The 12,930-nt window shown below is 72.7% G+C and carries 14 protein-coding genes; 7 read left to right on the forward strand and 7 right to left on the reverse strand.

Annotated elements, in window-relative coordinates:
• Positions 1-179: 179 nt before the first annotated feature.
• Together CCN39_RS06115 and CCN39_RS06120 are read right to left on the reverse strand one after the other, a co-directional pair.
• Positions 180-1,115: an aldo/keto reductase gene (locus tag CCN39_RS06115; protein WP_086839208.1), complete on the reverse strand. Its 936-nt coding sequence runs from the start codon at positions 1,113-1,115 to the stop codon at positions 180-182.
• Positions 1,112-1,447, reverse strand: a complete 336-nt coding sequence (locus tag CCN39_RS06120; protein WP_086839277.1) for a hypothetical protein — start codon at positions 1,445-1,447, stop codon at positions 1,112-1,114. Before CCN39_RS06120 ends, CCN39_RS06115 begins: the two co-directional genes overlap by 4 nt.
• Positions 1,448-1,523: 76 nt before the next feature.
• Here CCN39_RS06120 and CCN39_RS06125 point away from each other — a divergent pair, with 76 nt between their 5' ends.
• Entirely contained in the window at positions 1,524-1,862 is a 339-nt protein-coding gene (locus CCN39_RS06125; RefSeq protein ID WP_086839280.1) for an ArsR/SmtB family transcription factor, read from the forward strand.
• 68 nt (positions 1,863-1,930) lie between these two features.
• Positions 1,931-2,806, forward strand: coding sequence for a TIGR03620 family F420-dependent LLM class oxidoreductase (locus CCN39_RS06130; protein WP_434781086.1), 876 nt, complete (start codon positions 1,931-1,933; stop codon positions 2,804-2,806).
• Here CCN39_RS06130 and CCN39_RS06135 read toward each other — a convergent pair.
• Positions 2,795-3,619 (reverse strand): DUF3626 domain-containing protein, encoded by an 825-nt coding sequence (locus CCN39_RS06135; RefSeq protein ID WP_086839209.1) that lies wholly within the window; start codon positions 3,617-3,619, stop codon positions 2,795-2,797. The genes CCN39_RS06130 and CCN39_RS06135 overlap by 12 nt on opposite strands.
• 76 nt (positions 3,620-3,695) lie before the next feature.
• Between CCN39_RS06135 and CCN39_RS06140 the strand changes: the two genes are divergently transcribed.
• Positions 3,696-4,613 carry a DMT family transporter gene (locus tag CCN39_RS06140; protein ID WP_086839211.1) on the forward strand — a complete coding sequence of 306 codons (918 nt, stop codon included), beginning with the start codon at positions 3,696-3,698 and terminating at the stop codon, positions 4,611-4,613.
• Positions 4,614-4,663: 50 nt separating this feature from the next.
• On the opposite strand, the gene arc is transcribed toward CCN39_RS06140, so the two are convergent.
• Positions 4,664-6,466 (reverse strand): proteasome ATPase, encoded by a 1,803-nt coding sequence (gene arc, locus CCN39_RS06145; protein ID WP_086839213.1) that lies wholly within the window; start codon positions 6,464-6,466, stop codon positions 4,664-4,666.
• Between the two features lie 366 nt (positions 6,467-6,832).
• Here arc and CCN39_RS06150 point away from each other — a divergent pair, with 366 nt between their 5' ends.
• A complete protein-coding gene (locus CCN39_RS06150) occupies positions 6,833-7,777 on the forward strand; it encodes a flagellar basal body-associated FliL family protein (protein WP_086839215.1) in 945 nt (314 codons plus the stop codon).
• A 13-nt stretch (positions 7,778-7,790) separates the two neighbouring features.
• Positions 7,791-8,240, forward strand: a complete 450-nt coding sequence (locus CCN39_RS06155) for a hypothetical protein (protein ID WP_086839217.1) — start codon at positions 7,791-7,793, stop codon at positions 8,238-8,240.
• Here CCN39_RS06155 and CCN39_RS06160 read toward each other — a convergent pair.
• The 3 genes from CCN39_RS06160 to CCN39_RS06170 all read right to left on the reverse strand — a co-directional run bounded on the left by CCN39_RS06160 (position 8,237) and on the right by CCN39_RS06170 (position 11,068).
• Entirely contained in the window at positions 8,237-9,019 is a 783-nt protein-coding gene (locus CCN39_RS06160; protein WP_086839219.1) for a pentapeptide repeat-containing protein, read from the reverse strand. The two genes, CCN39_RS06155 and CCN39_RS06160, sit on opposite strands and share 4 nt — an antisense overlap.
• A gap of 4 nt (positions 9,020-9,023) precedes the next feature.
• The gene (locus CCN39_RS06165; RefSeq protein ID WP_086839221.1) at positions 9,024-9,854 is read right to left on the reverse strand and encodes a tRNA (adenine-N1)-methyltransferase; all 831 of its coding nucleotides are present in this window, start codon (positions 9,852-9,854) and stop codon (positions 9,024-9,026) included.
• 62 nt (positions 9,855-9,916) lie between these two features.
• Entirely contained in the window at positions 9,917-11,068 is a 1,152-nt protein-coding gene (locus CCN39_RS06170; protein WP_086839223.1) for a M50 family metallopeptidase, read from the reverse strand.
• Positions 11,069-11,213: 145 nt separating this feature from the next.
• On the opposite strand from CCN39_RS06170, the gene CCN39_RS06175 reads away from it, so the two are divergent.
• Positions 11,214-12,113, forward strand: coding sequence for a RecB family exonuclease (locus CCN39_RS06175; protein WP_086839225.1), 900 nt, complete (start codon positions 11,214-11,216; stop codon positions 12,111-12,113).
• Positions 12,113-12,904, forward strand: coding sequence for a thioesterase family protein (locus CCN39_RS06180; protein ID WP_086839227.1), 792 nt, complete (start codon positions 12,113-12,115; stop codon positions 12,902-12,904). Before CCN39_RS06175 ends, CCN39_RS06180 begins: the two co-directional genes overlap by 1 nt.
• Positions 12,905-12,930: the final 26 nt, after the last annotated feature.

Genomic DNA, 12,930 nt, shown 5'->3' on the forward strand with positions numbered 1-12,930 from the left:
CGGCGCCGGCGCCGACGTGGTCACCGGATCGTCGTAGTACGTCTCGAGGTTGTTCGGGTCCGGCCCTTCGCAGCCCGTGAGGCCGACCAACGCGACCGCGGCCAACGCGATCGCCTGCCGATGACGCACCGCGGCTCCTGTCATCCGGTTCTCGTGCTTGCGCAGAGTAGTGCAGCGCCTCAGTCCCACCGCAACGAGGACCGGTGTCGCCAGTACTGCTCCGGATCCTCCGCCAGGGCCCCGAGTGCTGCCTCCTCTTCCGCGCTCGGCGAGAGCTGGGCACCCCGCAGGTTCGCCGCCAGCTGCGCCGGGCTCGCCGGGCCGATGACCACCCGGTCCACCCAGTCGTTGGCCAGCACCGCGGCCACCGCGACCGCGTCCGGCCCGGTCCCGTGCGCGGCCGCGATCTCGCGCACCGCGGCCGGCGCTTCCACCGCCAGCCTGCCGTTGGCCAGGGTTTCCTTGACCAGCACCCGGTTCCCGGCCGCGTGCGCGGCGGCCAGGGCCGGCCCCGCGGACGGTTCCAGGACGTTCCACGTCGACTGCACCGCCGAAAACACCGGCCGCCCGGCCACTTCCAGCGCGAACGCCCGCTCGATCGCGGCCGCCTGAGCCGGCCCGGACGTCGAAAACCCGACCGCGACCCCGTTCGCGGACAGCTCCGCGAGCGCTTCGAGCAACGGCTCGTCGGTGAACAGCGGACTGTCCACAGTGAGCGAATGGACCTGGTAGAGCCCGACCCGATCCCCCAGCAGCGCCAGGGTTTCCGGCCACTGGGCCGCGAACCGCGCCGCCGAGTGCTCCTTCACCTCGTGGACGTCGGCGTCGAGCCGCCACTCCCCGACGTAGGAGTAGCCCCACTTGCTGGAGATCTCGATCCCCCGGTGGCCGCGCTCGGCGAGCCAGCCGGCCAGGAACTCCTCGGAGCGCCCGTAGGAGCGGGCGACGTCGACGTGCCGGATGCCCGCGGCGTACGCGTCGTCGAGCACCGCGAACGTCGCCGCGCGCATCGAAGCGACGTCCCGCACCGGCGGCAACGCCCCTTCGCTGCCCAGGTTGATGTACGCGGGGCGGCCCAGTGCCGCCAGGCCGAGCGCGATGCGGTCCACGCTCATGCCGTCTGCTTGTGCCGCAGGATGGCCAGCCACTGACCCGCGGTCTGCGCCTGGCGGTGCAGCTTCTCGAGGCGCGCCGCCGGGGCCCGCACGTAGCCCTTGCCGAAGACGGGCGCGATCTGACGCAGGCTCGCGCCGCCTTCGCGGGCCGCGAGCAGCAGCCAGTCCGAGGCGTCGGCGCAGGCCGCGGACGCGCGGCGCAGCTCGCCGAGCAGGTCGATGAGTTCCTGGGCGCCCACCTCCCCCGCTTCGACGGCGGCGGCCGTCGTCTCCAGCCAGGCCAGGACGTCGGCTTCGGTGATCGGTGCGCGGGGCCGGGTTTCTTCGGTCACGACCACGAGTATAGGTCGTTATACGCGCGGCGCCGGGGTGTACACGCCGGGAGCGGTTATGCTGATCTCGAAGCTCATGACCACACACACCGAACCCGGATCCGACGTCGAGCAGCTGCTCGACGTGTTCAAGGCGCTCGCGAACCCGGTGCGGCTGCAGGTGCTGCGGTGGCTGCGGGAGCCGGTGCGGCACTTCCCGGTCGAGCGGGCGATCGCCGATCCGGTCGAGGTCGGCGTGTGCGTGACGCACATCCAGGAGAAGACCGGGCTCGCACAGTCGACGGTCTCGGCGTACATGGCCGAGCTGCAGCGCGCCGGGCTGGTCCGGGCGACGCGCGTCGGCAAGTGGACGCACTACAAGCGGGACGAAGCCCGGATCGCCGAGCTCGTCGCCACCCTCGGCCACACCCTCTGACCAGCCCCTCCCCCGGCACAGCCACCCCCGCCACCCCTTCATATCGAAAATCTGCGATACTTCGATTTATGGGTATGATCGAGAACATGCGGCTCGGCCGCTACGGGATCTGGACGTTCGACTTCGAGGGCCAGCCGGCCGCCCTGATCCGGGACTCGGTGCAGGAGCTGGAAGAACTCGGCTGGCCGGCGATCTGGATCCCGGAGACCGAGGGACGGGAGGCCCTGACGCACGCCGGATTCCTGCTCTCCGCCACCGAACGCCTCACCGTCGTCAACGGCATCGCGCAGATCTGGTCCCGCGAGGCCCGGTGGACCCACGCAGCGGCCCTGCTGCTGGCCGACGCCTACCCGGACCGCCACCTGCTGGGCCTGGGGTTCGGCGCCGGAAAGCCCGGCGCGAAGCCGCTCCGGGCGATGAACGACTACCTCGACGCCCTGGACGCCGCCCCGAAGGTCGCCCCGGCACCCTCCTCACCGATGCGACGGCTGCTCGCGGCGTACGGCCCGAAGATGCTGGAGCTGGCCCGCGACCGGTCGGCGGGCGCGCACACCTACCACGTGACGCCGGAGCACACGGCCCAGGCGCGGGAAATCCTCGGAGCGGAACCGTTCCTCGGCGTCGAGCACGCGGTGCTGTTCGAGACGGACGCGGCCCAGGCGCGCGAGATCGCCCGCAAGCACCTGCACCCGTACCTCACCACGCCGTACAACATCGCGAAGTTCCTCCGGCTCGGCTATTCGCCAGAAGAGATCGACGGTGCCGGCGACCGGCTCGTCGACGACCTCGTGTTCTGGGGCGACCTCGAGACGATCACGGCGAAGCTGCAGGCGCACCTCGACGCGGGCGCCGACCACGTCGGCGTCCAGGTCATCGGCGTCGAGCCGGGCACCTCGGCCATGCCGCACTGGCGCCGGCTGGCCGAGGCGCTGCTACCCGCGTAGGCCGAACCGCGCGGTGCAGTGCCACACCCGCTTGAGCACCTGGGGGTCGTGCCGGCCGGCGCGGACGGCGTCCCCGATGACGCGGGCGTCCAGCCACCCGTCCTCGGCGATGTCTTCGCCGGCCCGCACGGCGTCCTCGCCGCGGTAGTCCGCGTGCTCGGCGAGCGTCGTCACGGAGAGCCGGAACCCGTGGTGCCAGAAGGTCGGGAAGCGGAACTCCGCGGCCGCCGCTTCGACGTCGGTGCCCCGGAAGGAGGGGTCCAGCACCAGGGCCGCGACGTCGCCCGGCAGCCGGAGCGGGCCGTGGACGTGGGCTTCGATGTAGTCGTCGAGTTCGTCGGGCGCGTCCGCTTCGACGAGGGGGATCAGCGGCATGTGCGCGAGCGTGCCGAAGTGCGCCGGCTCCGCGAAGCTGTCCGGGTAGCAGAAGGTCGTGCGGGCCAGCACCTCGCGCTTGAGCCGGAAGTGCGCCGAACCGAACCGCACCGAGCCCCCGGCCGCCCGGCGGCGGTGGTCGAGCGAGCCGTACTTCGGGCGGGCGGACGGCGGCAGCTCGTCGTAGACACCGCCGAACATCCGGTGCTCCCAGCGCCACCGGTCCCCGCCCGGGTGCGCGGTCAGGCCGCCGTTGCCCGTGCCCGTCTCGAACTGGGAGCGGTAGACCCCGTCGGTCAGCCAGTGCCGCAGCAGCGGCACCGACCCGACCAGCCGATCCGGATGGAAGTGGATCGTGACCTCCAGCCCCTCCGGCAGCGGCGGCCCCTCGGCCCGGGCCGCGACGTAGTCGACCGCTGCCTGCCATTCCCGTCCCATGGTATAGGTCGTTATACACAACACGGCGTCGGAAAACCACTGGCTTCGCGGCCCGTCCGCCGGTTTGACTGCGGCCATGCGACTGGCGGAGTTCGGGGTCACGGTGCGGTTCGCGCTGCTGGCGATCGTGTGGGGTGCGAGTTTCCTGTTCATCAAGGTGGGGCTCGGCGGGCTCTCCCCCGGCCAGGTGGCGCTCGCCCGCGTCGCGCTGGGGGCGCTGGCGCTGGCCGTGCTCCTGGTGGTGCGCCGGCGGCCGCTCCCGCGTGATCCGGTGCTGTGGGGGCACCTCGCGGTCGTGTCGGTGCTGCTGTGCGTCGTTCCGTTCCTGCTGTTCTCGTGGGCGGAACAGTACATTTCGTCCGGGCTGGCGAGCATCTTCAACGCGACGACGCCGCTGGTCACGATGCTGCTGGCGGCCGCCGCGCTGCCCGAGGAGCGGTTCACGCCGCCGCGGGTGCTCGGGCTGCTGCTCGGGTTCGCCGGGGTGCTCACGATCGTCGGGGTGTGGCACGGCATCGACGTGTCCCACCAGCTGACGGCCCAGCTCGCCTGCCTCGGCGCGACGACGTGCTACGGCGCGTGTTTCGTCTACCTGCGCCGGTTCGTCTCACCCCGTGGGACGGATCCGGTGGTCGTCGCGTTCGGGCAGACGGCGTCGGCGACGGTGATCCTCGGCCTGCTGACCCCGGTGATCGCGGCGACACCGGTGCACCTCGACCCGGCGGTGGTGGCGAGCATGGTCGCCCTCGGCGTCTTCGGCACCGGTATCGCGTACGCCTGGAACACCCGGATCATCGCGGCGTGGGGCGCGGCCAACGCCTCCGCGGTGACGTACCTGACGCCGGTGGTGGGCGTGCTGCTCGGCGTGCTCGTGCTGGGTGAGCCGGTGAGCTGGAACCAGCCGGCCGGGGCGCTGCTCGTCGTGCTGGGGATCCTCGCCGCCCACGGGCGGGTGCGCCTGCGCAGGAGAGAACCCGAGCTCGTCCGGAGCTAGACACGCCGGTGGGGCGGCCACCGAAGTGACCGCCCCACCGCGTGTTCGGGTTACAGGTACTGACCGGTGTTCGTGGCGGTGTCGATCGCCCGCCCCGAGTCCTGGTTCTTGCCGGTGACGAGCGTGCGGATGTAGACGATCCGCTCGCCCTTCTTGCCGGAGATCCGGGCCCAGTCGTCCGGGTTGGTGGTATTGGGCAGGTCCTCGTTCTCCGCGAACTCGTCGACGATCGCGTCGAGCAGGTGCTGCACGCGGAGACCCGGCTGCTTGGTCTCCAGCACCGACTTGATCGCCGACTTCTTCGCCCGGTCCACGATGTTCTGGATCATCGCGCCCGAGTTGAAGTCGCGGAAGTACAGGACTTCCTTGTCCCCGTTGGCGTAGGTCACCTCGAGGAACCGGTTCTCGTCGCTCTCCTCGTACATCCGCTCGACGGTGTGCTGGATCATCGCGTCGAACGTCGCCTTCGGGTCCCCGCCGAACTCGGCGAGGTCGTCGGCGTGGATCGGCAGGCCTTCGGCCAGGTACTTGGAGAAGATGTCCTTCGCGCCTTCGGCGTCCGGACGCTCGATCTTGATCTTGACGTCGAGCCGGCCCGGCCGCAGGATCGCCGGGTCGATCATGTCTTCGCGGTTGGAGGCGCCGATGACGATGACGTTCTCCAGGCCTTCGACACCGTCGATCTCCGACAGCAGCTGCGGCACGATCGTGGTCTCCACGTCGGACGACACGCCCGACCCACGGGTCCGGAAGATCGAGTCCATCTCGTCGAAGAACACGATCACCGGGGTGCCCTCGGAGGCCTTCTCCCGCGCCCGCTGGAAGATCAGGCGGATGTGCCGCTCGGTCTCCCCGACGAACTTGTTGAGCAGCTCGGGACCCTTGATGTTCAGGAAGTAGGACTTCCCGTCCTCGTTGTCGCCCCGTGCCGCCGCCACCTTCTTGGCCAGCGAGTTCGCCACCGCCTTGGCGATGAGCGTCTTGCCGCAGCCCGGCGGGCCGTAGAGCAGGACACCCTTGGGCGGCCGCAGCTGGTACTCCTGGTACAGGTCGGCGTGCAGGAACGGCAGCTCGACCGCGTCCCTGATCTGCTCGATCTGCCGGGTGAGGCCACCGATGTCCTCGTAGCGGACGTCGGGCACCTCCTCCAGCACCAGGTCCTCGACCTCCGCCTTCGGCACGCGCTCGTACGCGTAGCCGGCCTTGGAGTCGACCAGCAGCGAGTCGCCCGGCTTGAGCGGCTGCTCGGCCAGCAGGTCGGAGAGCAGGACCACCCGCTCTTCGTCCGCGTGCCCGACCACCAGCGCACGGGGGCTGCCGCCCTCGACGTCGGCGGCGAGCACCTCACGCAGCGCGCACACCTCACCGGTGCGTTCGAAACCGCCGCCCTCGACCACGGTGAGCGCCTCGTTGAGCCGCAGCGCCTGGCCGCGGCGCAGGGACGAGATCTCGACCGCGGGCGAAACCGACACCCGCATCTTCCGGCCGGCCGTGAAGACGTCCACCGTGTTGTCCTCGTAGGCCTCGACGAAGACGCCGTACCCGGACGGTGGCTGGGCCAGCCTGTCGACCTCTTCGCGGAGAGCGAGGAGCTGTCCTCGCGCTTCGCGCAGGGTTTCGACCAGTTTCGTGTTGCGCTCGGTGAGCTGGCTCACCCTTTCCGAGGCCTCGGCGAGCCGCTGTTCGAGAACGCGGTTCTGCCGTGGCGAGTCCGTCAGTTTGCGGCGCAGCAGCGCCACTTCTTCCTCGAGAAAACGGATCTGCCGAGCCTGCTCGTCCGCCGTCGTCCCAGCTCCGGATGTTGCTGAAGGGTCGGCCTCCTCGCGCCGACCTCCGGGAAGGTCATGATGCATCGGGCACCTCCTCGGAGTGCTTTTCATTCCACGGTACCGGCGATCACCGACAAGAAAAGGCCTTTCCGGATCACAAGATCGGCGCGTCGCGGTTCGCCCACCCCCTCCAGCACGGACATTCCCGCAGCGCAAGCGGCCATTTCGGTGCCGTGGCGCCGGTGTGTCGCGGGTTCGTCCGGGCCGGGACGAAGCAAGCACGTCGGGAGTACCCCGCCCGCGAGACGGCCAACCACCGCCCGGGATCCGGGCAATTCCGACCAGTTCCGCCCTAACCGCGCGGCGGCCCGGCCCGGTGGCTAGCATCGGGCGACGCTGTACCGGCCGCGACGGCCGGGCGCCACCGAAGACCGCTAGGGGGCACCACTCATGACCTACCCGCCGCAGCAACCGGGCGGCTACGGCCAGCAGCCCGGGCCGTACGGCCAGCCCCAGCAGGGCGGCTACCCCCAGAGCGGCCCCCAGCCCCAGCCCGGCTACGGCGGGACCCAGCAGTACGGCCAGCCCGGCGGGTACGACGGCACGCAGCAGTACGGGCAGCCCGGCGGGTACGACGGCACGCAGCAGTACGGCCAGCCCGGCGGAACCCAGCAGTACGGGCAGGGCGGCTACGACGGCACCCAGCAGTACGGGCAGGGCGGCTACCAGCCCCAGACCGGCCCTCAGCCCCAGCAGGGCTACCCGCAGTATGGCCAGCAGGACCAGTGGGGCCAGCAGCAGCCTCAGTCCTTCGGCGGCTACGACTCCTACGGCGGCTTCGGCGAAGCGCCCCCGCCCCCGAAGAAGAAAACCGGCCTGATCGTCGGCATCGCCGTGGCCGCGGTGGTGCTCGTCGGCGGCGGCGTGACCGCGGTGGTCCTCATGAACCGCGACGACCAGCAGACCGCCGCACCGCCCGCGAGCAGCAGCTCGGCGGCGCCGACCGCGCCCTCGACGGTGCCGAAGGCGTCCACCCCGAAGCCCCGGAGCACCACGCCGACGAGCCCGACGTCGAAGAGCAGCAAGCCCGCGGGCGGGCCCGCGCCCGGCGGCAAGGCCAGCTCCCAGGAGCTGTTCGACTCGACCATCTCGGCCTACAACGCCAGCGACGAGACCGCACTCGGCGACACGATCTGCCGCAGCGTCTACGAGGGCACCACGGGCGACATCCCGAAGGTCACGGTGAAGCTGACCGGCACCCCGGAGGAAACCGGCGACAAGGCCACGGTCCGCTACTCCGCCACCGACGGCAGCAAGACCAAGGTCGGCACGATGACGGCGCAGAAGGAATCCGGGCTCTGGTGCCTGTCCAACGTCAAGGCGGACGGCTCGTGAGCACCCGGCGGCGGTGAACCGCGCGTTCGCCGCCGGGCTGGTCCTGCTCGGCGTGGCCGGGGCGGGCGTGGTCCTGGGGCTGCTGCTGGTGGCCCCGGCCGGCTCCCCGCCGCCGGCTTCGGCCACGCCGTCGCCGCCGACCCGCCCGACGGTGCCTCCGGCCCCGGACGAAGGCGACACGGCAGCGGTCGCGGTCCTGGCCCGGGCGATCGTCGACGCGATCGCCCGGCACGACTCGGCGGCGTTCGGGAAGCTCACCTGCCGCCCGCAGACCGCGGAGGCCCTCGCCGGCCTCCAGCGGATGTGGGACGCGGCCGGCCCGGTCACGGCCGAGCTGATGGCGCCCCCGGAGCTGCGCGGCGAGTCGGCGACGGCGAAGGTGCACGTCGAAGCGGCGGGCGGGGTCAAGGACACGCCCTTCCCGCTGCACAAGGAGAACGGCCGGTGGTGCGTGCCGGGCTAGGCGGGCGGGGTGAAGCCACCGGGCCAGCGCGTGGCCGAGTCGGTGCGCACCCCGGTCAGGTCCGCGTCCGCCAGGTCGGCCGTGGTGAGGTCGGCCCCGCGCAGATCCGCGTCCCGGAGGAGCGCGCCGGTCAGGGTCGCGCCGTCGAGGTGCGCGTTCCGCAGCACCGCACCCTCCAGGTTCGCCCCCGCGAAACAGATCCGCGGGATGGCCAGGCCGGTCAGGTCGGCGCCCCGCAGGTCCACCCGCTCGAGCTCGGACGCCGCGCCCGGTTCGATCATCCCGCCGCGGCCCAGCGCGGCGAGCGCGGCCGCGACGTCGTCGGCCGGACCGCCTTCGCGGCGCCGGGTCCCGGGCGGCCAGGGCGCCCGGGTGCAGATGAACGACGTGAGCAGCGCGTGGACGTGCCCGCGGTACCGGGGATCGAGCTCCGCGAGCTGTTCCAGCGCGTAGACGGCGCCCTGCCGGGTGGGCTCCTGCTCCGCGCCGAGCTGGTCGATCGCCTTGGTGAACAGGTCGATCGACCGGCTCTCGCGGTTGAGCAGCAGCTGCCGGGAGGTGAGGACGGCACCCAGCCCGACCCCGGCCAGCGCCAGGAGGCCGCCGAGCGCCTGCAGCAGCGTGGCGCGGACGTCGTTCACGGCCTTCAGCCGGTCCGCCGCGCCGAGCCCGGGTGCGTGACCGACCAGCCAGGACGGCGCGAAGCCCACGCACAGCACGATCAGGACGGCGACGGCGACCGCCGCCACCGCGAAGCCGGCCTTCCGGCGCGGCGGCACTCCCTCAGCCCTTGCCCTTGGACGGCCTGCGGGACACCCGCGGGGACACGGTCCCGTCCGCCAGCCGGCGCGCCGTGAGCAGGAACGCCGTGTGCGCCACCATCCGGTGGTCGGGGCGGACCGCCAGGCCCACCACGTGCCACGGGCGCATCAGCGTCTCCCACGACTCGGGCTCGGTCCAGCACTGCTGCTCGCGCAGCGACTCCGTGACGCGCGACAGCTGGGTCACCGTCGCCACGTAGACCGTCAGCACGCCGCCCGGCACCAGGTGGGCGGCCACGTTCGGCAGCTGGTCCCAGGGCGCCAGCATGTCCAGCACGACCCGGTCGACCTCGCCCTCGTGCGAGGCCAGGTCGGCCACGGTGAGCGACCAGTTGGCCGGCTTCTCGCCGAAGAACTTCTCGACGTTGCGCTCGGCGTGCTCGGCGTGGTCGTCGCGGATCTCGTAGGAGTGCACGCGACCGGCCGGGCCGACCGCGCGCAGCAGCGAGCAGGTCAGCGCGCCGGAGCCGGCCCCCGCTTCGAGCACGCGCGCGCCGGGGAAGATGTCGCCCCACATCACGATCTGCGCGGCGTCCTTCGGGTAGATCACCTGCGCGCCGCGGGGCATCGAGAGCACGTAGTCCGGCAGCAGCGGGCGCAGCGCGAGGTAGGTCGACCCGCCCGCGGAGGTCACCACCGAGCCTTCGGGACGGCCGATCAGGTCGTCGTGGGCCAGGGCACCGCGGTGGGTGTGGTACTCACCACCGGCGGCCAGCGTCAGGGTGTAGTGCCGCCCCTTCGAGTCGGTCAACTGCACCCGATCACCCGCGCGAAACGGTCCGCTGACCGACAACACTTCCTCCTGTAACCCGTTTGGCCGACGCCAGATCTTCGCAGGCCGCGCGGGCGCGGGGCTCAGCGGGTACGGCGGTTCAGCGCGGCCCGCAGGTCGTCCCGGCGCAGCACGCCCGCCGGGCGGCCCTCGTCGTCGACGACGAGGAACTGCCACGCCGCGGTTTCGCGGACCCGCTCGACGACGTCCTCCCCCGGCTCCGAGGCCAGCAGCACGGTCTCGGCCCGGATCGGCTCGGCGGCGAACTCGGCCGGCGCGTGCGGCGAGGAGCTCGCGAGCCGCTCCGCCGCGCCCACGTCCAGGAGCCCGGCCGCCACGCCGTCGGCGCGGACCAGGACCACACCCCGGCCGGCCGACGCGGCCAGCGCGTCGGACACCGGGCTTTCCGCGGGCAGCTGCAGCACCGGCCGGACCAATTCGCCGAGGACCAGGCCTTCGGGCCAGGTGCGGCGGGCTTCGGCGGCCAGCTCGGAGCGCGCGCCGAGGATCACGAACCACGCCGTCACGACGCAGACTCCGAGCCGCAGCCAGCGGTCCGGGCTCGCGGTCGCCAGGCCCCACAGGGCCCAGACCAGCAGCCCCGCCGCGACGACCGCGCCGCCGGCGACCGCCGCGCGCGTGCCCTTGGCGCGGATGCCGGTGGCCGCCCAGACACCGGCGCGGACCAGCCGGCCGCCGTCCAGCGGCAGCCCGGGCAGCAGGTTGAAGACGCCGACGGCGAGGTTGGCCACCGCGCACTCGGCGACCAGCAGCCAGACCGCACCGTCCGGCGGGACGGCGAACATCAGCAGGCCGCAGAAGCCGCCGAGCAGCAGCGACACCGCGGGCCCGGCCGCGGCGACCAGGCCTTCGTCGCTGGGGCGCTTGGGGGTGCGGGCCACTTCGGACAGGCCGCCGAGGAGGAACAGGCGCAGCCGCCGCACCGGGATCCCCAGCCGCAGGGCGACCAGGCAGTGCCCGAGTTCGTGGGCGAGCACGGACAGGCCCAGCAGCAGCGCGAAGGCCCCGGCCAGCAGCCACGACGTCGTGGTGGAGGCATCCGGCAGCAGCCGCCCGACCAGCGGCGCGTACAGCACGACGACGATCAGCGAGCCGACCCACCAGGACGGCGCGAGCAGCACCGGCACCCCGGCGACCCGGAACAGCACGAGGCCGCCGTCCGGGAGGACGGCCTGCCGGGTGCCCCCGGTGCCCTGCTCACTGGTCGCGGCCATGCGCAGAGCCTAGAGCCCCGGGTGTGGGTACCGGGTGATCCGGCCCCCACCGGTGTGGCCGCCCGGTCGTGGCGGCCCGGCCCGGTCCGGGGCGGCGGGCGTTGCGGTCGCCGGAACTGTCGTACCCCGGCGTTACGCTCTGCCCATGCCCGACGCCGACACCGTCACCACCGACACCCCAGCCGCCGCCGTCGCCACCGAGGTGCGGCGGCGGCCCGCGCTGTCGCCGTCGAGGGCCAGCGACTTCAAGCAGTGCCCGCTGCTCTACCGGTTCCGCGCGGTCGACCGGCTGCCGGAGGTCCCGACCAAGGCCCAGCTGCGCGGCACGCTCGTCCACTCGGTCCTGGAGCGGCTCTTCGCCCTCCCGGCCGCCGAGCGCGTCCCGGCCCAGGCGCGCGAGCTCCTCGGCCCGGCGTGGACGGACCTCTCCGCGGACCGTCCGGAGTGGACCGAGCTGTTCGACGGCGAAAAACCGGAAGAACACGCGGACTGGCTCCGATCGGCCGAAAAGCTCCTCGACGCCTACTTCGAGCTGGAAGACCCGCGACGGCTCGAACCGGAGGCCTGCGAGCTGCACGTCGAGATCGAGCTCGGCTCCGGCGTCCTGCTGCGCGGCTACATCGACCGGCTCGACGTCGCGCCGACCGGCGAGATCCGGGTCGTCGACTACAAGACCGGCGCCGCGCCGCGCGAGATCGGCGAGGCCAAGGCGATGTTCCAGATGAAGTTCTACGCCGTGGTGCTGTGGCGGCTGCGCGGAATCGTCCCGCGCCAGCTGAAACTCATGTACCTCACCGACGGCCAGTCGCTCGCCTACACGCCCGACGAAGCCGAGCTGCTGCGCTTCGAGCGCACCCTGGAAGCCATCTGGCAGGCCATCCTCAAGGCGGGCAGGACCGGCGACTTCCGGGCGAACAAGAGCAAGCTGTGCAACTGGTGCGACCACCAGGCGCACTGCCCCGAGTACGGCGGCACGCCACCCGAATACCCCGGCTGGCCGGAGCCCGACGCGGGCGACGAGACACCCCTGGACCGGGCCGACTGATGGCCGACGCCTTCTACGCCCCGCTCGGCGACGGCCGGTTCTCCGCGACCGGGCACACGGCCGGCCCGTGGACCCCGGACGCCCAGCACTTCGGCCCGCCGTCGGCCTTGCTCGTCCGGGCCCTCGAAAACGTCGAATCCGCGCACCCGGCGGAGCTCGCGCGGGTGACCGTGGAAATCCTCGGCCCGGCACCGGTCGCCGAGCTCACCGTGCGAGCCCGGATCGAACGGCCCGGCCGGTCGGTCGAGCTGCTGCAGGCCGAGCTGGCCGGCGCCGAACGGGTCGTGGCGCGGGCGACGGCGTGGCGCATCGCGACCTCGGACACGGCGGAGGTCGCCACCGACGACGGCCCGCGGCTGCCCGGCCCCGGAAGCGTCGAAGAGTCGCCGTGGCCGGAGGGCTGGCAGGGCGGCTACCTGGACGCGGTCGAATGGCGGGCGGTGCGGGGCGGCATGGACGTCCCGGGGCCGGCGGCCGTGTGGGCCCGCCAGCGCGTCCCGCTGGTCGACGGCGAGGAGCCGAGCGGCCTGCAGCGGCTGTTCGCCGTCGCCGACTCCGGCAACGGCGTGTCGAACTACCTCGACCCGCGCCAGTGGTGGTTCATCAACTCCGAGCTGACCGTGCACCTGCGGCGGGTGCCGCAGGGCGAGTGGATCGGCCTCGACGCGGTGACGCTGGTGGGGCGGCACGGCGTCGGCACGGCGACGAGCATCCTGCACGACGACGGCGGCCCGGTGGCCACCGGCGCGCAGGCGCTGATGGTCCGGCCGCGACAGGCCGGGGGCGGATAGCCACCCACAACGGGCCCGCATCCAAT

It is taken from the genome of Amycolatopsis kentuckyensis, from assembly GCF_002155975.1.
Lineage (GTDB): Bacteria > Actinomycetota > Actinomycetes > Mycobacteriales > Pseudonocardiaceae > Amycolatopsis > Amycolatopsis kentuckyensis.